Raw genomic sequence first — 19,483 nt, 5'->3', positions numbered from 1 at the left:
AACAAAAGGGGCGCCGGGAGAAAACCCGACGCCCACGAACCTGCGCCTGGAGGTCTTCTCCCATCCGGACTTTCACCGTCGGTGCCGGAATTTCGCCGGCTCTGCCTTGCGGCTCGCGGACTTTTACCGCCGGTCGGGGTTTTCACCCTGCCCCGAAGACCGTACAGATAAATTATAGCGGCAGCCGTTAACGGCTGTCTATATCATCCAAGATAATGATAACCGGCCGGCAGCGCGTTTTGCGCCGGAGGGAGAGCCCCGGTGCCTCAGGATCCGTCGAGGATGGACCTGATCTCTCGCGCGGCCATCCGCGGGTCCGGCGCGCCGAATATGGAGGACCCCACCACCACGATGTCGGTGCCCGCCTCCAGCACCGCGTGCAGGTTCTCCGTCTTCACACCGCCATCCACCTCGACTTCCAGGCCCAGGCCCCGTCGCCCCGCTTCGCTTTTCAACTCCTCGACCTTGTATAGTGCCTCCGGGATCATTGCCTGTCCACCGAAGCCGGGCATGACCGTCATCACCAGCGCGAATTCCATCAATTCAAGGTACTCGTAGAGGCGCTCCGCGGGCGTCTGGGGGTTGATGACCACACCGGCCCGGCAGGAAAGGCTGTGTATGAGCCCGAGTATCTCTCCGGGGTGCCGCGTGACCTCGGCGTGGAACGAGACCCAGTCCGCACCGGCCCTGACGAAGTCCTCGACGTACTCCGCGGGGTGGGCGATCATGAGGTGCACATCCAGGGGAAGGTCGGTGATGGCCCGAACCGCTTTCACCACCAGGGGTCCGAAGGTTATATTGGGGACGAAGTTGCCGTCCATCACGTCCAGGTGGATGACGTCCGCGGTGTCCTCGATTGAGGATACGGCCTCGCGCAGGTCGCTGAAGTCGGCATTGAGCAGCGACGGGGCCAGTTTGACCTTACTCATGGCTGTTCCCTCCCAGCGCGACCCTCTGCAGCGCAATATAGGTAGGTCCCTGTGGTCCAAGTATACTGTGGTAGAGTACCACTTCGTCCACTGTGAAAGCCCTGTCCTGCAATCCCCCGAGCTGCTTGCCCAGGTCCTCCAGCGCAGCCGCACAGTCCCGCGGGTGCTTCATCCTCGCCAGGGTGATATGGCCGCGGAACGGCCTGCTCTCGCGTTCTATCCCCACCCTCTCCAGCCGGGCATCCAGCTTTCGGGCGACCGCGCCCGCGCTTTCCGCTCCCTCGCACATACCGACCCAGATCACGCGGGCCTTGCGCGGCGAGGGGAACGCGCCGCAACCTCCAAGCGCCGCCTTGAAAGGCTTGCAGCGCGCGGCCGTCTCCAGCAACTCGTTCGACAAGCCCTCCAGCGCTTCCTCTCCATATGCGCCGATGAACTTCAGCGTGAGGTGGAGGTTTTCCGCACTTACCCATCTCGCGTCAGCGATCTTTGCGCGCGAACCGTCCATCGCCAGCCCCAGGATGTCCCTGGCCTCGCTGGGTATGCCGGCCGCGACGAACAACCTCAGGGCCTTACCGGACATGGCTATAATCCTCACCACGCACATAGAGGAGAGTGATGGTCAGCATTATCGTGGTGGCGAACTGGCGTACCATCTCTCGGTCCCCGGGCAGGCGGTAGATCCAGCCGTAAGTCCCCGTTTCATCGGCCAGTCCGAAGGCGACCGTACCGGGAGGTTCATCCTCCTCTCCGCCGTCTGGTCCCGCGACGCCGCTCAGCGCTATACCGAGGTGCGAGGAGAACCTCTGCCTGGCTCCCCGGGCCATTGCCTTAGCCACTTCCTCGTTCACAGCACCCCGTTCGCGCAGCAGCCCCGCGTTCACTCCCAGCAGTCCGGCCTTGGCATCGTAGGTGTAGGCGACGATGCTCCCAAGGAAATAGTCCGAGCTGCCGGGGACGCTGGTGATCCTCTCGCCGACCATACCCCCCGTGAGCGACTCCGCCACCGCCAGGGTGAGCCCGCGGCCGCGCATGGCTTCCCCGAGGTTCCCCTGCAGCGTCTCTCCTCCCTCTGCCACCACCCAGGCCCCCAGGGCGGCTTTCACCCTCTCCTCCGCCCCCCTGAAGCCGGGATGGCCGTGGGGTGCGGACAGTTTGACCTCGATCTGGCCCAGCATCGCCCGGTATGCGGCCCTCACCCCCTCCACGCCTGACAGGGCTTTCTCCACGTGTTCCGCGAGTTCAGACTCGGGCATCGCAGCGACCAGGAAGGTCGAATTCATGCCCCTCTCCTCCAAAGCGAACCGCCGCGCGAGCAGTGGGATGACGTCTCCCTCGATCATGTCGCGCATCTCCCTGGGGACGCCGGGGACGAGGAAGATCAGCTTGCCGCCGGCCTCGATCCACTGGCCGGGGGCCGTACCCAGGCGCGCGTCGATGGGCACGGCCCCCTCGACCAGGTCCGCCTGCTTCAGGTTGGTGTCCGACATCTTTCTCCCCATGGTCTCGAAGAAGCCGCGCAGCCTCTCCTCCAGGCGCCCGTCGCGGTGGAGCGGGCGGCGCAGCGATCCGGCCACCGCCTCCCTCGTCAGGTCGTCCCCGGTGGGCCCCAACCCCCCGGTGACCACCACCACGTCGGCCAGGCCCATGCACAGCGAAATGGCATGCCCTATGCGGGCCAGATCGTCGCCGACGTTGACGCGCAGGACCACCTCGAAGCCCAGGGGCGTTAACCTCTCGATGATGAAGTCGGAATTGGTGTCGCTCACCCTGCCGTCGAGCAGTTCGTCTCCCACGGCAAGCAGCGCGCATGTCTGCACCCTACACGCCCTCCGGCCTGCTCAGGTAACGGCCCGACTTGCGCATGTAGTCGAGTCCGGAATATAGGGTCAGCGCCACCGACAGGTTGACGGCTGCTTTTTCCAGGTCCGCCCGGGAGGGGTCTCCGCCCCCCAGGATGACCATAAGGACCGCCAGGAGTTGCGAGTTGGTCTTCAGCTTCCCCCAAATGCTCGCAGGGACCGAGGAGCCCTGCGATCCGGCGTAGACCCTGAAGAGGGTGATCAATACCTCTCGCCCTATGATCACCCCCGGCACCCATGCAGGCATCCTGCGCCGCGCCGCGAGCATGATGAAGGTAGTGGAGATGCATATCTTGTCCGCAAGGGGGTCGAGAAACTGCCCCAGCCTGGTCTCCTTCCCCTGTTTGCGGGCGATGTGTCCGTCAAGGAGATCTGTGAGGGCGGCGGCGCCTACCGTGATCGCCGCCAGGACGTTCCTGCGGCGGTCATCGTCGGAGAGCAGGTAGGCGATGAGCGGCGCCATGAGCATACGCGACATGGTAAGGGCATTGGGCAGGTTCAGGTTGTCCCCTCTCCCCACCGCGTTCGATACGTCATTATCCCCTTTTGACCGTGCCAACCAGGTCAACCCCTTCGCTCGACGTTATCGCCACGTCGACCATGCTCCCCGCTCGCAAGCCCCCGGTGTCTGCTACGAAGACCACGCCGTCTATTTCGGGGGCTTCTCGCCACGTCCGGCCCTCCCAGAAGCCTGGAGCCTCCGAGCTCGCTTGCTCCAGCAGCACTCTCATCTCGTTCCCCACCAGCGCCACTGCTTTCTCCCGCATTATCTCCTCCTGCACGGCGGCCAGCTCCTGCAGCCTGGCGCGTGTCACGGAAGCGGAAGCCCCTTTTCCAAGGGAAAACGCGGGGGTGCCTTCCTCCTGAGAATAGCCGAAGAGCCCCAGCCAGTCAAAACGGGCGCCGGCCACGAATGCCGCGAGATCAGCGAAGGCCCTGCCGTCCTCGCCAGGGAAACCCACCATGAAGGTGGCGCGCAAGGCCACCTCCCCCATAAGCTCGCCTATCCTCGCCAGAAGCCGGAGGTGTGACCCGGCATCCCCCCTCCTCCCCATTGCTTTGAGCACGCCAGCGTCTGAGTGCTGAAAGGGAAGGTCCAGATAGCGGCAGGCGCCGTAATCGGCCATGGCCCGCAGGAGGGCGTCATCGACGCCCTCGGGATACGTATACATGACGCGCAGCCACGCCTCTCCCACGGCCTCACGCAGGTCCGAGAGAAGGTCGGGGAGCGCGGTCCGGCCGTATAAATCCAGCCCGTACGAGGTTGTGTCCTGGGCCACGAGCACTATCTCGCGTGCCCCGTGCCGCGTGAAGAGGCGCGCTTCCTCCACGATCTCTTCACGGGGGCGCGAGCTCAGGGGTCCCCTGATGGCCGGGATAGCACAGAAGGAACACCTCCTCGAGCACCCTTCTGCGATCTTGACATAGACGAAACCGCGCTCAAGCGTTGCAGCGCGGTCCCGCCCCCCGCCTTCTTCCCCCGTGGGCTCCTCGCCGATCAGCTCGTCCAGCAAGGCTGCAAAGCGATGATATTCGGACATGTCGACCCACATGTCCACTTCGGGAAGGAGGGGAGCGAGAGTACCCCCGCCGTACCTCGAGACCAGGCAGCCGCTGACCACCAGGCGCCTGCCTCCATCCTCCCTCAGGTCCGCCAGCTCCATGATGGTCTCCAGCGATTCCTCCACCGCCGCGGCCACGAACGAGCACGTGTTGACCACCATGACCCCGGCATCACGGGCATGGCGCTGCATGGCCCAGCCTTCCCTCATGAGCATCGAGGCCAGGCCGTCCGAGTCCACCTCGTTCTTGGGGCAACCCAGGCTGAACAGAAAGAAGGACTTCTTATGCACCATCATCCTCGACCACCTCGCCGCGGCCGCCTTCAAGCGCCCCGGCCGTTCCTTTTCTCGCCGCCACCACGGCCATCTTGCGAGACGCTAAAAGGACCGGGCATATCTCGACCCCGGTCCTCCTCTATTACCATGTTGCTAAGTCTGATCGCGGCCCTGGCGGCACGGTGCCACGCAATATCAGATCTTTATGGCCTTGATCTTCTCCGCCACCCCGCTGCCGACGTCCTTTCCGGAAAAGAAGGATACGGATTTCTCGATCTTCTCGGCCAGGGTCGGAAGCTGATCGGCGGTCAGGTCGTCAGGCGTGGTGCCTATCAGCTCGCAGTTCTTCTTCACCGTGGCCTTGGCGATGAAATCGCCGACCGCCGCCGCAAGGACCTTCTCGACTTCCTGAGCCAACCTGTTGGCCACCGCGACCTCCTGCTCAATGCCTATTGGGTTGATTATACCAGAGACCAATGTCTTTAATAACCAGAACGTCAAAAGCACCGGCGCGGTAATGGTATCTCCCTGAGCGGCTCAACTGGCTACCTCCCCTTCCGGCTGCGCCCCCATGCGCCTCCTCCGTTCCTCCAGTTCCTCTGGGGTTATGAGCACCGCCCTGGGTTTGCTGCCCTCTGAACCCCCCACGATGCCCAGGTCCTCCATGAGGTCCACCAGACGCGCCGCCCGCGCGTAGCCGACCCTGAGTTTTCGCTGCAGCAGCGACGCCGAGGCCATCCCGGAGAGCACCACGATCTCGATGGCTTCCTCCAGCAACTCGTCCTCGCGGGTCTGTTCTCTCCTCCCTTTGCCCGCCTCCTCCAGGATCTCCTCCTGGTAGTCCGCCTGGCGCTGGCGCTTGATGAACCCGACGACGGCGGCGATCTCCCGCTCCGCGATGTAGGAACCCTGCACCCTTATGGGCTTCGAGCTCCCCGCCGGTAGAAAGAGCATGTCGCCGTGGCCCACCAGCTTCTCCGCGCCCCCCACGTCGAGGATCACCCTCGAATCGGCCTGGCTGGCCACGGTGAAAGCTATGCGTGAAGGCATGTTCGCCTTGATCATCCCGGTCACCACGTCCACCGAAGGCCTCTGGGTGGCCACCACCAGGTGGATCCCCACCGCCCGCGCCATCTGGGCGATCCTCGCTATGCTGTCCTCTACTTCCGCCGAGGCCACCATCATCAGGTCGGCCAGCTCGTCGATGAGCACCAGTATGTACGGCAGGTGGGGGAACTGCCGCTCGCCCTTCTCGTCCTTTTCCTTCTCGAGGCCCTCCTTGAGGGCCGAACGGTAGGCGATGATGCTCTTCACCCCCGCCTTCGAGAGGAGCTGGTATCGCATCTCCATCTCCCGCACCACCCAGGCCAGCGCACCGGCTGCCTTCTTCGGGTCGGTTATCACCGGGGTGAGCAGGTGGGGTATGCCGTTGAAGTGCGAGAGCTCGACGTACTTTGGGTCGACCATGATCATCCTCACATCGTGGGGAGGGGAAGTGACCAGCACCGACGCGATAATGGCGTTGATGCAGCAGCTCTTCCCGGTACCGGTGGCGCCCGCGAGCAGCAGGTGCGGCATCTCGCGCAGGTCCATCATCACTGGCTTTCCGGATATGTCCATCCCCAGACCCACCTTGAGCGGGCCCGGCGACTTGCTGGCCATGGGATTGGACAGGATGTCCCCCAGGGTCACCAGGTCCCTCTCGCGGTTGGGGATCTCGATGCCGATGGCCGACTTGCCCGGGATAGGGGTGATTATCCTGATATCCGGTGATGCCAGGGCGTAGGCTATGTCGTCGCTCAGGTTGAGCACGCGGTTCACCTTCACTCCCGAGCCCAGCTCGACCTCGAACCTGGTCACGGTGGGACCCCGCGTCACACGCGTCACCGCCGCGTCTACTCCGAATTCCTTCAGGGTCTTCTCGAGGATGGAGATGCTCTCGTTCACGCTCTTATGCGATATGGGATTGCGCTCCCCGGCCCTGCTCAGCAGCTCCAGCGGCGGTAGCTTGTAGGCCTTGCCTTTGCCCCCATCCTCCACCTCGATGGCCAGTTGGCCCGTATCCTCCTCGACCAGTTTCGGTGGAGCAGCCATTTCAGGGGGGATCTCGGGCGCGGGCGGAGTCTCCGGTGGCGGGCCGTCCTCCACCAACATCCCGGCCTTCTCGACTCCAGGAAGTGGTTGAGGCGCCTCTTTCCTCGGCGACCGGCCGGCGGTCATGGATGCCGCCGCCGTGGGGACCGCCGCCCTCTTCTCGGCGCGCTGGCGACGCCTCTTCTCCACCCTCTCTTGGAAATACTTAGATATGGTAAGACCCGTGAAGAGCAGGAACCCGACGATGAACATCGCTATCAGGAGCACGTACGCTCCCGTTCTGCTGAACATCTTTACCAGCGGCCAAGCTATGGCCGCTCCTATGAGCCCGCCTCCGGCCTCCAGGTTTGCGCGCTCAAACATCGTCTCCACGTCGCCACGTCCCAGGCTGAGCAGCGCACAGATTGCCATGATCATCACCGCTGTCCCCGCCAGTTCGACCCAGGTCAAGTGCCATGCATCCTTCTCACTGGGTATCTCGCCCAGGCGGCCCAGCAAAAGCGCCAGGCCTACCAGGAGCAGGATGAAGGGTAGGGCATAGCGCACGCCGCCCATGACGTAGGAGAAGAAGAGGTCGAGCCCCCTTCCCACCGGACCCAGCGCGGAGAGGTAGAAGGCAAGGAAACAGAGGACGGCCACGGTTATGATGGCCACGCCGTAGATCTCGCGCAGGTTCCTCGGCAGTCCTCTCTCCGTCTTCCTGCCGCCGGTCCCTTTCCTGGCGTTGCCCGTAGACGGCACCTTGCCCTTCTTGTTCGCCCGTGCCGGCTTTTTCTTAGCCGTCGCCATCTTCACTCCAGTCGTTTTCAACGACAACCTCGGATCCCACGAGGATTTTAAGCGAAAACGTCCTCCTCCAAATCCTACTCCTGTTGTTCAACGCTTACCTCGCGATCACCTTTTAACCAGCCAACGGCAGGGTCGCGGAACAACATATGGATCATGGGGAACGAGAACCGCGCATGGATGTGGCCAACAGGTATTTTTCGGACCTGAATATCGCCCTATATTATCCCCACCGCCCGTTCCGGGCTTTTTCGGAAAGAGAGCATCCGTCTGCGTTGCCACCAGCCCGGGGAACTACCAGGTCGGTCGCGCCATGAATCGTGCATATTATCACAGTACAAAGGCTCTGTACCCGCCCGGATGTCGCCCTATATTATCCCCACCGCCCGTTCTAGGCTGGGTTCGCCAAAGAGCCTTCGTCTGCGCTGCCACCAGCCCGGCGAGCAAGGTGCTCGGAGGAGCTTGCGACGACGACCAGCCTTGTCGCCGGGCTGGATCTAGCACCTCAAGGCCGGAAAAGCCCTAGAACGGGCGCTCCCCCGCCCTGCACCAACCGTCCATGGACTTATCGACGCCCAAGAGGTGGAAGGTGAAATCAATGAGCTTGGGCATACAAAGCCCTCGCAGGAAGGCCACCAGGAGCACGTTGGCCCGGGGAACGCAGATCTCGGCCTTGTTCCTCCTCACCGCCTCCACCACGGCTCGGGAGACCTTCATGGGGTCCTGCCACCTGGTTATGAAGGGCACCTTGCCTCCCTCGAACATGCCGGTGGAGACGTAGCCCGGGTTGACGATGGTGAAGTCCACTCCGCTGCCCCTGGTCTCCATGCGGATGGCGTCGGTGATGCCGATATCGGCGAACTTCGTGGCGCAGTAGCCGCCCATCTTGGCTGTTCCCACCTTGCCGGCAACGGAACAGACGTTGACCACGTGCCCCGATCCCCTCTTGAGCATCTCCGGGACCACCGCCTGCATCATCCAGACGTACCCCATATAGTTCACCTCAGCCATGCGCCTCACCGCCTTCTCGGAGAGGTCGAGTACGGCGTGGCACTCGGTGATCCCGGCATTGTTGATGAGCACGTCTATGGGGCCCACCTCGGACCTGACCTTTTCCGCCAGCGCAAAGCAAGCGTCGCGGTCGGAGACGTCCAGTCCGTATGCGTGGACCTTGCATCCGCGCGAGCGCAGCTCGCTCTCGGTCACCTTAAGCCCGGCCTCGTCCACATCGGTGACCACGACCACGCTGCCTTCCCGGTGGAAGTTCTCGGCATGCAGCTTTCCCATGCCCCGCGCAGCCCCGGTGATCAGGACTATCTTCCCGGCTAGGTCCCTCATCTTCCCGTCCCTCCTCTCTCCCTGCCTTACCTGTCGTCTCGTTCGCCGTCACTCTCCCGCTCGCCGGACCGGGAGCGGCTTGCCTTAAACGTCAAGTACCTTGTCGAGGCCCAGGACAAGCCCCTTCATCTCCACGATCCCCTTAACCGCCATCATCACCCCTGGCATGAAGGAGGCGCGGTCAAAGGTGTCGTGCCGTATGCTCAAGGTCTGTCCCGCCCCGCCGAATATAACTTCCTGGTGGGCCATCAGTCCCGGCAGGCGCACTGAATGCACGCGTATCCCTCCGAGGTCCAGGCCGCGAGGCCCGGCCTCTGATGCCTCTGCGCTTGCGATCTCGACTCCCCTTTCCTCCAGGATCATCCTCGCGGTATTCAGGGCCGTCCCCGAAGGAGCGTCGATCTTGCGGTCGTGGTGCAGTTCCACTATCTCGCACGCCGGCATATGGCGCGCGGCAAGACGGGCGAATTCCATCATCAACACCGCTCCGATGGCGAAGTTTGGCGCCACCAGGCACCCGGTCCCCCTCTCGTCCGCGATGCGGGCGAAATCCTCGAGGTCTCCTGCCTCGAGTCCGGTGGTACCGACCACGCACGCGATGCCCCGGTCCAGGGCGTAGGACACCCCGACGCGGGCGGCGGCGGCCACGCTGAAGTCGACCATCACCTCGGTACCGCACGAGTGCAGGTCCTGCAGGGAACCGGAAACCGTGATATCGCTCTCGAGTCCCGGCAACAGTTCGCTGAGGACCGTTCCGGCATAGGAAGGATCGATGGCGCATACCAGTTCCAGGCCTTCCTCGGCGGTGATTGCCCGGCAGACCTCACGGCCCATGCGCCCGCCCGCGCCGCTGACACCTACCTTGATCATGCGATCCCCCCTTGACCCAAACCGCTGCCGTGGTCTTCCCGCTCAGAATAGATGGCCCTGTATCTCCCTGTCCCCGAAAGGTCCGATGACCGTTGCCACCAGCCTGCGCGCCCCGAAAAGGTCCCTGGCCAGTTTGCGCACGTCGTCCGTGGTGATCACGTCAATGCGCCGCAGCAGCTCGTCCAGGCTGAGGATCTCGCCCGCACATATCTCCGCTTTTCCCAGCCGGGTCATGCGGCTGCCGCTGTCCTCGAGGCTAAGCACCAGGTTGCCCTTGATGTGCCCCTTGGCGCGCTCCAGTTCCTCCTCGCTGATCCCTCTTTCGAGCAGAAGGTCTATCTCCTCCTTGATCAACTCTAGCACCGCCGAGACGTTCTCCGGGTTCGTGCCGGCATAGACGGCCACCAGGCCCGTCTCGACGTACATGGAGTGGTAGGAGAAGATGGAGTAGGCCAGGGAACGCTCTTCCCTTATCTTCTGGAACAGCCTGGAACTCATCCCCCCGCCCAGGATGTTATCCAGGATGGCGAGGGCGAAACGAGCGGGGTGCTGGCGCGGTAGTCCCTGGGTGCCGAGGACGATATGCGCCTGTTCGGTGGGGCGGTTGTAAACGACGGTATGGGGCCTGATCTCCGGCACCACGCTGTGGCGCTCGTGCAGTCCCTTTGCCCCGTCGCTATCCATGAAGCGCTCGACCAGGCCTGCCACTTTCTCGTGCTCGATATTGCCCGCTACCGCGATGACGATATTGCGTGGCAAATAGAAGCGGCGGAAGTAGGCCGCTATCTCATCGCTCCCCAGGGTGCGTATGACGTTCTGGTAGCCCAGCACGCTCTGACCCAGGGGATGCGATTCCCACAGGGCTGATACGAAGAGGTCGTGGATGATATCGTCGGGGGAATCCTCATGCATGGCGATCTCCTCTAGGATCACCTTGCGCTCCGCGTCCACGTCCTGGGGCCGCATGAGCGAGCGCAGCAGCATGTCGGTCATGACCTCGAAGGCGTCCTCCACCTTTTCGTCCAGCACCTTGGCATAGTAACAGGTGTACTCCTTGGCGGAGAACGCGTTCAGCTCACCTCCCATGGCATCGAAATCCTCGGCGATACGCTTGGCGCTGCGCAGGGAGGTCCCCTTGAAGAGCAGGTGTTCGATGAAATGGCTTATGCCGGAGAGCTCCTGGGGCTCGTCGCGCGAGCCCACCCCCACCCAGAACCCGGTAGTGACACTGCGCAGATTCGGCATCCGCTCCGTGAGGATGCGGATGCCGTTCCGTCCCTCGGTACGCTGAAAGTGTTTCTCCATAGGAAACGGCGTCCCGTTACCAGCTCTTCCTGTCCTGCCCGTCCTGCCTCGGACGGCCTGCGTCGCCCCTGTCCCTGCCGTCCTGCCTGCCCTGCTGCCCTGACTGGCCGCGTGGTGGCCTGGAATCCCTGCGCCCTTCCGGCCTGCGGTCGTTGCGCGGTGGCCCCGAATCGGGCAGGCCGTCAGGTATCTTCAGATCGAGTGCCCTCAGGTTGATCCTTCCCATCTTGTCGATCTCCATCACCTCGACCTTTACCTTGTCGCCGACGTTTATGACGTCCTCGACGCGTGGGATATGGCGGTCGGCGAGCTTGGAGATGTGGATCAATCCATCTTTACCCGGGAGTATCTCGACGAAGGCACCGAAGCTGGTGGTGCGGGTCACGGTGCCGTCGTACTGTTCACCGACCTTGGGCTCGCGGATGATCTGCTCGACCATCATCCTCGCCCCCTGGGCGCTCGCCAGGTCCTTGGCGGTGATGAACACGCGGCCGTCATCCTCGATATCCAGCTCCACGTCGTGCTCCGCCATTATCTTGTGGATGACCTTGCCGCCGGGGCCGATGACTTCGCGGATCTTGTCCACCGGCACCTCGAAGGTCACCACGCGCGGCGCAAACGGCGACAGCTCGCTCCGTGGTTCCGGCATGGCCTCCCTTATCTTGCGCAGGATGTATATGCGGGCTTCCTTGGCCTGTTCCAGCGCCCGCTGCATGGTCTCCACCGATATCCCCTGCACCTTCATGTCCATCTGCAGCGCGGTGATGCCGCTGTCCGTCCCCGCAACCTTGAAGTCCATGTCGCCATACTTGTCCTCGAACCCCTGGATATCCGTGAGTACCGCGACCTTGTCCTCCTCCTTGATCAGGCCCATGGCTATGCCGGCCACCGCCTTGTTCTCCTTGAGGGGGACACCCGCGTCCATCAGAGCCAGGGTGGAGGCGCACACCGAAGCCATGGAGGTCGAGCCGTTGGAGGAGAGGACCTCAGAAACCAGGCGGATGGTGTAGGGAAACTGTTCCTCATCCGGGATCAGGTTGACCAGCGCCCTCTCCGCGAGAGCCCCATGGCCTATCTCCCTGCGTCGCGGCCCGCGCAGCATACCGGTCTCGCCCACCGAGAAAGGCGGGAAGTTGTAGTGGTGCAGGTAGCGTTTGCTCTCGTCCGGGGAGAGGTCGTCTATTTTCTGCATGTCGCTTATGGGGCCCAGGGTGAGGAGCGTCAGTACCTGGGTGAGGCCGCGCCTGAACAGGCCCGACCCGTGGGTGCGCGATATCAGGCCCACCTCGCATGAGATGGAACGTATCTCCTCGGGACGCCTGCCGTCTATCCGCATGTCCTCATCCACGATCATGCGGCGCACGGATTTACCCACCAGGTGACTGAAGTATTCCTTTATCGCCGCCACGAACTCCTCGTTGGCGCCGTCCATCTCCGCCGCCAGGACCAGTTCGTTCTGGAGGTTGTCCATACAGCGGTCGCGTTCGCCCTTGTCCAACTGGTTACGGGCCGTGTCGTGCACCAGCTGATCGACGCGTTTCTGCATCTCGGGAAAGCGGGCGCGTACGGCATCGAAGTCGTAGCTCTTGAGGTTGACGCTGCGCTTCTCCTTGCCTACCTCCCTCGCCATCTGCAGCTGCAGTTTGATCATCTCCCGTATGCCCTGTTTCGAGAACTCCAAGGCGTCGACCATTTCGTCCTCGGGGACCTGGTTGGCTCCGGCCTCCACCATGATCACGTCGATCTCGTTGGTCTCCTGGTTGAGCACCCCCGCCACCACCAGGTCGAGGCGGCTGTCCTCGAGCTCCTGGAGAGTGGGGTTGAGCATGGGCCCGCTATCGAACAGGCCCACCCTTACCGCACCCACCGGCCCGTTGAAGGGCACGTCCGAGATGCACAGGGCGGCGGACGCTCCATTGATGGCCATCACGTCCGGCGGGTTGAGCTGGTCGACCGAGAGTATCGTCGCTATGACCTGTACCTCTATGCGCATACCCTCCGGGAAAGTGGGGCGAAGCGGCCTGTCTATGAGGCGGGCGTTGAGGATGGACTTCTCCGACGGGCGTCCCTCGCGGCGAAAAAAACCGCCGGGGATCTTCCCGGCCGCGTACATCCTCTCCTCGACGTCGACCACCAGGGGAAAGAAATCCCGGTCAACCTCGTGCTTGGACCCCATGGCCGTTACCAGGATCTCGGTGCCGCCGCAGGATATGACCACGGCTCCATCTGCCAGGCAGGCCAGTTTGCCCACCTCCAACTCGGTCACCTTTCCGGCTATATCCACCGAGTATTTCCTTGCTTCTTCTTCCGTCATTCCTTCTTCATCTCCATTCGTTTCTTCTCATCTCACGAATCCCGCGGTCGCTAACGCCGTAGTCCCAATCTCTCGATGAGCTCGCGGTACCTTTCCACGTCCTTGTCCTTGAGATAGTCGAGGAGCCTTCTCCTCTTGCCGACCATCTTCAGCAGTCCTCTGCGTGAGTGATGGTCCTTTTTATGCACCTTGAGGTGCTCGGTAAGGTCATCAATACGCTTGGAGAGGATAGCGATCTGGACTTCAGCGGACCCGGTGTCCTGCTCGTGAGATCTGTACTCCTCGATTATCTCGAGTTTCCGTTCACTGTTGAGGGGCATGCCTTTTCACCTCCTTCATCCCCATGGACCCAAGAGCGAAGTCGGCTTTCTTCGTTCCTAGGACCAGGTTCAGGCGGCCCTCCCGCCGCCTATACATCTTTTTCCACTCTTTCTTGCACGATGAGATGATAACACAGCGCAGGACAGAGGGAAAACGTGCGTGTCATGCGGGTCGGTCCGGTACGGCTGTCGGGCTACCGTCCCCGCTTACGGCTGCTTCAGCATATCCATGGCCCGGCTGACGTCCGCCCGTATCTGCTCGATGAGCGCCTGCGCGTCCGGAAAAGTCGCCTCCCCACGCAGTCTGGCCTGGAACGATATCCCCATGAAGTGGTCGTAGAGATCATCCTCCCAGCCTGGGATGTGCACCTCGACCCGCCTCTTGATCTCCATGGCGTGGGCGAAAGTGGGCACATCCCCGATGTAGCTCACGGCCGGCAGGATACGGTGCTCGAGATGGGCTTCCCCCGCGTAGACGCCTTTGGCCGGTATGCAGCGGTTGTCGTGGACCTCGATATTGGCGGTGGGGAATCCCATCTTCCTTCCCCGGCCGTCTCCTCTCACCACCACTCCTTCGATCATATAGTCCCAGCCCAGGCGGCGTGCTGCCTCCTCGACGTCCCCCCGTTCGATCATCTTGCGTATGAGTGTGCTCGATATCACATCGCCGTTGTCCCGCAGCAGCGGGATGGCGGACGTCATTATCCCCCTCGTTTTGCCGAATGCCGCCATGGAGCCGACGTCCCCCTCCCCTCCCCGGCCGAAGCGGAAGTTCTCGCCCAGCACCACCTCGCGTGCATGCAGTCCATTCATGAGCAGCCCGTCCACGAATTCCTCGGCGGTTATGGCGGAGAACTCCTCGTCGAAGTGGGCCATGAGCACCATGTCTACATCGAGTTCTTCCAGCAGCCGGAGTTTCTGCGCGCTGGAAGAGAGCAGCTTGGGGTGCTTCCCCGGCTTGAGGACCTCGAGGGGATGGCGGTCGAAGGTGAAGACCACACAGCGCAGGCCTCTCTCCCTCGCCTTCTCGTGGGCGATGTGGATGATCTTCTGATGGCCGCGGTGGACCCCGTCGAACATACCGACGGTCACCACCGTCTCTCCGATATCCTCGGGGATCGCCCCTATGCCTGGAATGATTTCCATAACTCGCCGCCGTTCTTCTCCTGTCACGCGCTTCGCTAACGAAAAACGCGCCCCAATGCTCACCTAAAGAGTATAAGGCACCGCCCGGCCTTTTCAATCGCGCTCATGAGAGCCCGGCTACCGGTTACCTCCCGGCAGCATACGAACCGCACGCGACGAGAAAGGCGAGGCCGTGATCACGCGGTGCACTCCCAGCAGCTTGCCCCCGCCGTGGACGGCGACGATGTCGCCGTCCACTATCCCTTCGTCTACGCGCCGTAGCATGGAGCCCTCCAGCTGTGACCCGTTGCAGACCGCCTCCACCACAGCCTCCTCAACCTCGATGCTCATGTGTCCCCTCAGCGCGGACGACGCGGGGAGGATCACGTCTCCTGCGGTACCCCGCTTTTCCAGTTCGTCCAGGGAGTGCGCATGTTCGAGGAGGAAAGGGCCGGACGCCGTGCGGCGCAGGCGCGACAGGGCCCCGCCACAGCCGAGTGCCTCGCCCAACCTCGCCGCCAGTTCGCGCACGTAGGTGCCGGGGGAGCATGCCACACGGAAGTCCACCTCCATCCGTTCGCCCGTCCTGTGGAAGGCCAGCATCTCCACGCTGTAGACGCTGACCCTTCTGGCCCGGCGCGGTACTTCCTCGCCTTTCCTCGCATAGCGGTGGAGGGGCTTGCCGCGGTACTTCACCGCAGAATACATGGGAGGCAGTTGTTCCAGCTCACCCTCGAGGGACGCCAGTGCGTCGCGCACCTCAGCCTCCCCGCCCGTATAGTCGCTCTCGCTTGTGACCTGTCCCTCTATGTCCATGCTGTCCGTGGTGAGGCCCAGCACGATGCTGCCCTCGTATATCTTGGGATCTCCCCGGACAAACGGAGCCAGCCGGGTGGCTGTCCCCAGGAGGATGACCAGCAGTCCGGATGCAAGGGGGTCCAGGGTGCCGCAGTGGCCCGCCCTGGCCGCGCCAACGCCCTTTCTCACCGCAGTGACCATGTCATGGGATGTGGGGCCCGTGGGCTTGTCCAGCAGCAGCAGTCCGTCCGTCCGCCTAGCTTCCACGCCGTTCCCGCAGCTCTCCGATGAGGACCTCGATGCTGTTCACGATATCGGCATCCGAGGTATAGCCCGCGGCCATGGCATGGCCGCCCCCGCCCATGGCACGGGCGATGGGTCCTACCTCGATGCCGTCGCGCGAGCGCAGGCTCACCCTCACCTTGCCGTCTTCCAGCTCCTTGAGGAGCGCCACCACCTGGATGCCCCTGACGGTACGCAAGTGGTCGATGAGGTCCTCGGTCTCGGGAAGGGAAGCGCCGGTCTCGTCCAGGTCCTGCTGGGTTATGAAGCTGTAACCAAGGCCGAGATCGCCCACGACCTCCAGGCGTTGCAGGGCGCGGCCAAGGAGACGGGTATATGCGAGGGACTGGTTGTCGTATACCTCTTTGACCACCCGGAAGATGTCGCCGCCCGCGGCGGCAAGCTCTCCCGCCAGGCTGAAGGTACGAGGGGACGTGTTGCGGTGCTGAAAACGGCCGGTATCGGTGACCACGCCCGTATAGAGGCAAGTAGCGACTTCAGGGTCGAGGGGCCAGCCGGCTTCCCTGATGACCGCGAACACCAGTTCAGAGGTGGAGGACGCCGCGGCGTCAACCAGGTTCACCGTGCCGTAGAGCTTATTGTCCTCGTGGTGATCGATGTTTATGAGGGTCTGCGCAGACTCCGCTTTGACCCGCAGCGGTCCGAGACGCTCGGGGTTGCTGCAGTCCAGGGCGACGAAGAGCTCCAGTCCCTCCTCGAGCTCGCCGGGGTCCATAAGCAACTCCCTGCCGGGAAGAAAGCCGTACTGGGGAGGATACTTCGCCGGTTCAGGGACGCAGGCACGCACTCTCTTTCCGGTCCGCTCCAGGACCATGGACAGGGCTAGGAGTGATCCCACGCTGTCTCCATCTGGATTTACGTGAGAGGCGACCCCTACTGTCTCCGCGTCCCGCAACAGCGACGCTATATGCGCGATTCCGTTCAAGTGCCATCCTCTTCCAGTTCGTGCAGGATACCCTGGAGCCGCTCGCTTATCTCGGCCCCATGGTCCAGGATTATCTTCAGCTCTGGAGTATAGCGCATGCGGACGCGCATTCCGAGTTCCTTGCGCAGGAATCCCTTTGCCTTCTCGAGCACCCGCATGGCCGTTTCCACCTCTTCTTCCGTGCCCATCACGCTCAACCATACCTTGGCCTGATGGAGATCAGGCGTGACCTCGACCATGGTGACGGTGACAAAGCCTATGCGCGGGTCCTTTATCTTCTCCTGGAGGATCTCCCCCAGCGCTTCCTTGCAGGCTTCGTTGACCCTCTTCATGCGGTCAGGGATCATCTCGTCACCTCGCCCGTTCCCGGCGCGCGGTTACGGCTTGAACACGCTTACCGGCGATTCCAGCACCTCGGCCTGGCCGGTCGACCTCACGCTGCGGTCCACTTTGTCCAGTATCTCCCGCACCGCGGATTCGGTGTTGCTCACGCAACATACTCCGAGGCTGCACACCTGCCAGAGGTCCTGCTTGTCTACCTCCGCGACGGCTACGTTGAAGCGGTTGCGGGTGCGGTCGATGATCGATCTGACCACCTGGCGTTTGTCCTTGAGGGTCCGGCACTGGGGCATATACAGTTCTATCCGCAATGCTCCTATGAACACGACGACGACCTCCTCAGGAGTCAGCCGCCTCGGTGCCCCGGGGTATCTCGCGCATCTCGATGACCTCTATGACGTCGCCTTCCTTGACGTCCTGGAAGTTTTCGAGCCCCACGCCGCACTCGTAACCGGCGGAGACCGAGCGTACATCGTCTTTGAACCTGCGCAGAGAAGATATGCCCCCTTCGAACACGATGGTCCCGTCCCGCACCAGCCTGACGCGGGAATTGCGGTTTATCTCCCCGCTCTGCACGTAAGAGCCGGCTATGGCCCCCTGGCGGGGCACCTTGAACACCGCCCTCACCTCCAGCTCCCCGACCTTTATCTCCTCGTATTCGGGCTTTAGCATGCCCACCAGTGCCGCTTCCAGCTCTTCCAGCAGCTGGTAGATGACGCGGTATGTCCGAACCTCTACCTTCTCCCTGGCCGCCATGTCCTGGGTGGCCGCATCCGGCCTGACGTTGAAGCCCAGCACCACGGCATCGGAAGCGCGGGCCAGCATGATGTCGTTCTCGGTGATGGCTCCCACACCGGTACGGATGATGTTGATCGCGATCTCCCCGACTTTTATCTTGGCCACGGAGTCCTTCACCGCTTCCACCGAGCCCTGGGTATCACCCTTTATTATCAGGTTGAACTCCTGCGCCTCCCCCTCCTGGATCTGCCGGAAGAGGTCCTCCAGAGAGAGGGTCGGGACCGCGTTGCGATCACCTGAAGCTCGTTCCCTCGAGGCCCTGGCCCCGGCGATCGCTCGGGCCTTCTTCTCGTCCTCGACCACCGCGAACTCGTCGCCCGCCTCCGGGACCGTGGAGAGGCCAAGGATCTCCACGGGAGTGGAGGGGCCAGCCTCCTGGATGGTCTTTCCCTTGTCGTCGATTAGGGCACGTACCCTTCCGTAAGCCTTGCCGGCCATGAGGGCATCCCCGCGCCGCAGCGTGCCCCGTTTGACCAGCAGCGTAGCCACCGGCCCCCTCCCCTTGTCCAGGCGCGCTTCGATGATGTTTCCGCTGGCCGGCGCCTGCGGGTTGGCGCGGTAATCGTTGATCTCCGCCACCAGCAATATCATCTCCAGAAGATGATCGAGGCCGGTGCCGTCCTTCGCGGAGACGTCGACGTAGATCGTGTCGCCTCCCCATTCCTCGGGAAGCAGGTTGAACTCGGTGAGCTGCTGGCGCACGCGGGTTGGATTCGCCTCCGCCTTGTCTATCTTGTTCACCGCCACCATGATGGGCACTTCGGCGGCGCGCGCATGGTCGATGGCCTCGATGGTCTGCGGCATCACTCCGTCGTCTGCCGCGACCACCAGCACCGCTATATCGGTCACGCTGGCCCCCCTGGCCCGCATGGCCGTGAAGGACTCGTGGCCGGGGGTGTCGATGAAGGTGATGGTCTTGCCCTCGTGTTCAACCACCGAAGCACCTATGTGCTGGGTTATCCCGCCCATCTCCTGATCGGTGACGGCGGTGTTGCGGATGGCGTCCAACAGCGACGTCTTGCCGTGGTCCACGTGTCCCATGACCGTCACCACCGGCGCACGGGGCAGCAACGATTCGGGGGCATCCTCGACGGCAACGACCTCCTCGCCGGCGCGCGTCTTGATCTCCAGGTCTATCTTGAACTCCTCGGCCACCAGCATGAGGGCGTCCTCCGAGATGGCCTGGTTGATGGTTACCATCTCTCCCATACCCATGAGGACGGAGATGATCTGTGAGGGGGTCCTGCCGACACGCTGCGCGAATTCCCTCACCGTTATCCCCGCCGGGACACGGAGCTTCTTCTTCATCGGTTTGGTGCCGGGCTCGCGCGCAACGGCCGGCCTCTCGGTGCGCACCTGATCGTGCCGGTCCGTCCTCGGCCTTGCGGGAGGCTTTCCCTGAGGCCTGCCGCGCATCTGAGGCGGCGCGGTCTTTTCACCCGACGGCGTCGGCTGGCGCGGCGCCGGTCCCTGGGGTGCAGGCCTCTGTGGCGGCGGCGGTGTACGCTCCGGCGCTGCCTTTGCTTGCCTGGCCTCCTC

At 63.1% G+C, this 19,483-nt stretch carries 18 protein-coding genes and 1 riboswitch; all 18 genes read right to left on the bottom strand.

What is annotated here, in order from left to right; genetic code table 11:
* Positions 1-48 precede the first annotated feature (48 nt).
* Positions 49-164, bottom strand: a riboswitch (FMN riboswitch).
* A 102-nt stretch (positions 165-266) separates the two neighbouring features.
* The 18 genes from rpe to infB all read right to left on the bottom strand — a co-directional run bounded on the left by rpe (position 267) and on the right by infB (position 19,252).
* Positions 267-929 carry a ribulose-phosphate 3-epimerase gene (rpe, locus tag AB1384_11725; protein MEW6554942.1) on the bottom strand — a complete coding sequence of 221 codons (663 nt, stop codon included), beginning with the start codon at positions 927-929 and terminating at the stop codon, positions 267-269.
* Positions 922-1,512 (bottom strand): RNA 2',3'-cyclic phosphodiesterase, encoded by a 591-nt coding sequence (gene thpR, locus AB1384_11720; protein MEW6554941.1) that lies wholly within the window; start codon positions 1,510-1,512, stop codon positions 922-924. Before thpR ends, rpe begins: the two co-directional genes overlap by 8 nt.
* Complete coding sequence (locus AB1384_11715; GenBank protein MEW6554940.1) at positions 1,502-2,749, bottom strand: CinA family nicotinamide mononucleotide deamidase-related protein; 1,248 nt, start codon at positions 2,747-2,749, stop codon at positions 1,502-1,504. The genes thpR and AB1384_11715 overlap by 11 nt, the downstream gene beginning before the upstream one ends.
* Position 2,750: 1 nt before the next feature.
* Entirely contained in the window at positions 2,751-3,350 is a 600-nt protein-coding gene (gene pgsA, locus AB1384_11710) for a CDP-diacylglycerol--glycerol-3-phosphate 3-phosphatidyltransferase (protein ID MEW6554939.1), read from the bottom strand.
* A complete protein-coding gene (gene rimO, locus AB1384_11705) occupies positions 3,328-4,650 on the bottom strand; it encodes a 30S ribosomal protein S12 methylthiotransferase RimO (protein MEW6554938.1) in 1,323 nt (440 codons plus the stop codon). Before rimO ends, pgsA begins: the two co-directional genes overlap by 23 nt.
* A gap of 174 nt (positions 4,651-4,824) precedes the next feature.
* On the bottom strand, positions 4,825-5,058 hold the full coding sequence (locus AB1384_11700; GenBank protein ID MEW6554937.1) for a hypothetical protein: 234 nt from the start codon (positions 5,056-5,058) through the stop codon (positions 4,825-4,827).
* Positions 5,059-5,166: 108 nt separating this feature from the next.
* Positions 5,167-7,512, bottom strand: a complete 2,346-nt coding sequence (locus AB1384_11695; protein ID MEW6554936.1) for a DNA translocase FtsK 4TM domain-containing protein — start codon at positions 7,510-7,512, stop codon at positions 5,167-5,169.
* Positions 7,513-8,031: 519 nt separating this feature from the next.
* On the bottom strand, positions 8,032-8,847 hold the full coding sequence (locus AB1384_11690) for an SDR family NAD(P)-dependent oxidoreductase (GenBank protein ID MEW6554935.1): 816 nt from the start codon (positions 8,845-8,847) through the stop codon (positions 8,032-8,034).
* An 84-nt stretch (positions 8,848-8,931) separates the two neighbouring features.
* Positions 8,932-9,717, bottom strand: coding sequence for a 4-hydroxy-tetrahydrodipicolinate reductase (gene dapB, locus AB1384_11685; protein ID MEW6554934.1), 786 nt, complete (start codon positions 9,715-9,717; stop codon positions 8,932-8,934).
* Positions 9,718-9,759: 42 nt separating this feature from the next.
* Entirely contained in the window at positions 9,760-11,022 is a 1,263-nt protein-coding gene (locus tag AB1384_11680; GenBank protein MEW6554933.1) for a pitrilysin family protein, read from the bottom strand.
* A gap of 16 nt (positions 11,023-11,038) precedes the next feature.
* On the bottom strand, positions 11,039-13,336 hold the full coding sequence (locus AB1384_11675) for a polyribonucleotide nucleotidyltransferase (GenBank protein MEW6554932.1): 2,298 nt from the start codon (positions 13,334-13,336) through the stop codon (positions 11,039-11,041).
* Positions 13,337-13,386: 50 nt separating this feature from the next.
* On the bottom strand, positions 13,387-13,656 hold the full coding sequence (gene rpsO, locus AB1384_11670) for a 30S ribosomal protein S15 (GenBank protein ID MEW6554931.1): 270 nt from the start codon (positions 13,654-13,656) through the stop codon (positions 13,387-13,389).
* Positions 13,657-13,863: 207 nt separating this feature from the next.
* A complete protein-coding gene (locus AB1384_11665; GenBank protein ID MEW6554930.1) occupies positions 13,864-14,802 on the bottom strand; it encodes a bifunctional riboflavin kinase/FAD synthetase in 939 nt (312 codons plus the stop codon).
* Between the two features lie 117 nt (positions 14,803-14,919).
* A complete protein-coding gene (gene truB / locus AB1384_11660) occupies positions 14,920-15,846 on the bottom strand; it encodes a tRNA pseudouridine(55) synthase TruB (GenBank protein ID MEW6554929.1) in 927 nt (308 codons plus the stop codon).
* Positions 15,836-16,807 (bottom strand): bifunctional oligoribonuclease/PAP phosphatase NrnA, encoded by a 972-nt coding sequence (locus AB1384_11655; protein MEW6554928.1) that lies wholly within the window; start codon positions 16,805-16,807, stop codon positions 15,836-15,838. Before AB1384_11655 ends, truB begins: the two co-directional genes overlap by 11 nt.
* On the bottom strand, positions 16,804-17,154 hold the full coding sequence (gene rbfA / locus AB1384_11650) for a 30S ribosome-binding factor RbfA (protein MEW6554927.1): 351 nt from the start codon (positions 17,152-17,154) through the stop codon (positions 16,804-16,806). Before rbfA ends, AB1384_11655 begins: the two co-directional genes overlap by 4 nt.
* A 30-nt stretch (positions 17,155-17,184) precedes the next feature.
* Positions 17,185-17,472 (bottom strand): DUF503 domain-containing protein, encoded by a 288-nt coding sequence (locus AB1384_11645; protein MEW6554926.1) that lies wholly within the window; start codon positions 17,470-17,472, stop codon positions 17,185-17,187.
* 13 nt (positions 17,473-17,485) lie between these two features.
* Positions 17,486-19,252, bottom strand: coding sequence for a translation initiation factor IF-2 (gene infB, locus AB1384_11640; protein MEW6554925.1), 1,767 nt, complete (start codon positions 19,250-19,252; stop codon positions 17,486-17,488).
* Positions 19,253-19,483: the final 231 nt, after the last annotated feature.

It is taken from the genome of Actinomycetota bacterium, assembly GCA_040757835.1.
Lineage (GTDB): Bacteria > Actinomycetota > Geothermincolia > Geothermincolales > RBG-13-55-18 > SURF-21.
The sequence above is the reverse complement of the archived record's forward strand: the minus strand, read 5'-3'. Positions and strand labels throughout refer to the sequence as shown.

What these genes read in the sequence shown, in the direction of transcription:
- rpe (MEW6554942.1), bottom strand. Translation starts at nt 929, where the DNA reads ATGAGTAAGGTCAAACTGGCCCCGTCGCTGCTCAATGCCGACTTCAGC.
- thpR (MEW6554941.1), bottom strand. Translation starts at nt 1,512, where the DNA reads ATGTCCGGTAAGGCCCTGAGGTTGTTCGTCGCGGCCGGCATACCCAGC.
- rimO (MEW6554938.1), bottom strand. Translation starts at nt 4,650, where the DNA reads ATGATGGTGCATAAGAAGTCCTTCTTTCTGTTCAGCCTGGGTTGCCCC.
- AB1384_11695 (MEW6554936.1), bottom strand. Translation starts at nt 7,512, where the DNA reads ATGGCGACGGCTAAGAAAAAGCCGGCACGGGCGAACAAGAAGGGCAAG.
- AB1384_11690 (MEW6554935.1), bottom strand. Translation starts at nt 8,847, where the DNA reads ATGAGGGACCTAGCCGGGAAGATAGTCCTGATCACCGGGGCTGCGCGG.
- dapB (MEW6554934.1), bottom strand. Translation starts at nt 9,717, where the DNA reads ATGATCAAGGTAGGTGTCAGCGGCGCGGGCGGGCGCATGGGCCGTGAG.
- AB1384_11680 (MEW6554933.1), bottom strand. Translation starts at nt 11,022, where the DNA reads ATGGAGAAACACTTTCAGCGTACCGAGGGACGGAACGGCATCCGCATC.
- AB1384_11675 (MEW6554932.1), bottom strand. Translation starts at nt 13,336, where the DNA reads ATGACGGAAGAAGAAGCAAGGAAATACTCGGTGGATATAGCCGGAAAG.
- rpsO (MEW6554931.1), bottom strand. Translation starts at nt 13,656, where the DNA reads ATGCCCCTCAACAGTGAACGGAAACTCGAGATAATCGAGGAGTACAGA.
- AB1384_11665 (MEW6554930.1), bottom strand. Translation starts at nt 14,802, where the DNA reads ATGGAAATCATTCCAGGCATAGGGGCGATCCCCGAGGATATCGGAGAG.
- rbfA (MEW6554927.1), bottom strand. Translation starts at nt 17,154, where the DNA reads ATGATCCCTGACCGCATGAAGAGGGTCAACGAAGCCTGCAAGGAAGCG.
- infB (MEW6554925.1), bottom strand. Translation starts at nt 19,252, where the DNA reads ATGAAGAAGAAGCTCCGTGTCCCGGCGGGGATAACGGTGAGGGAATTC.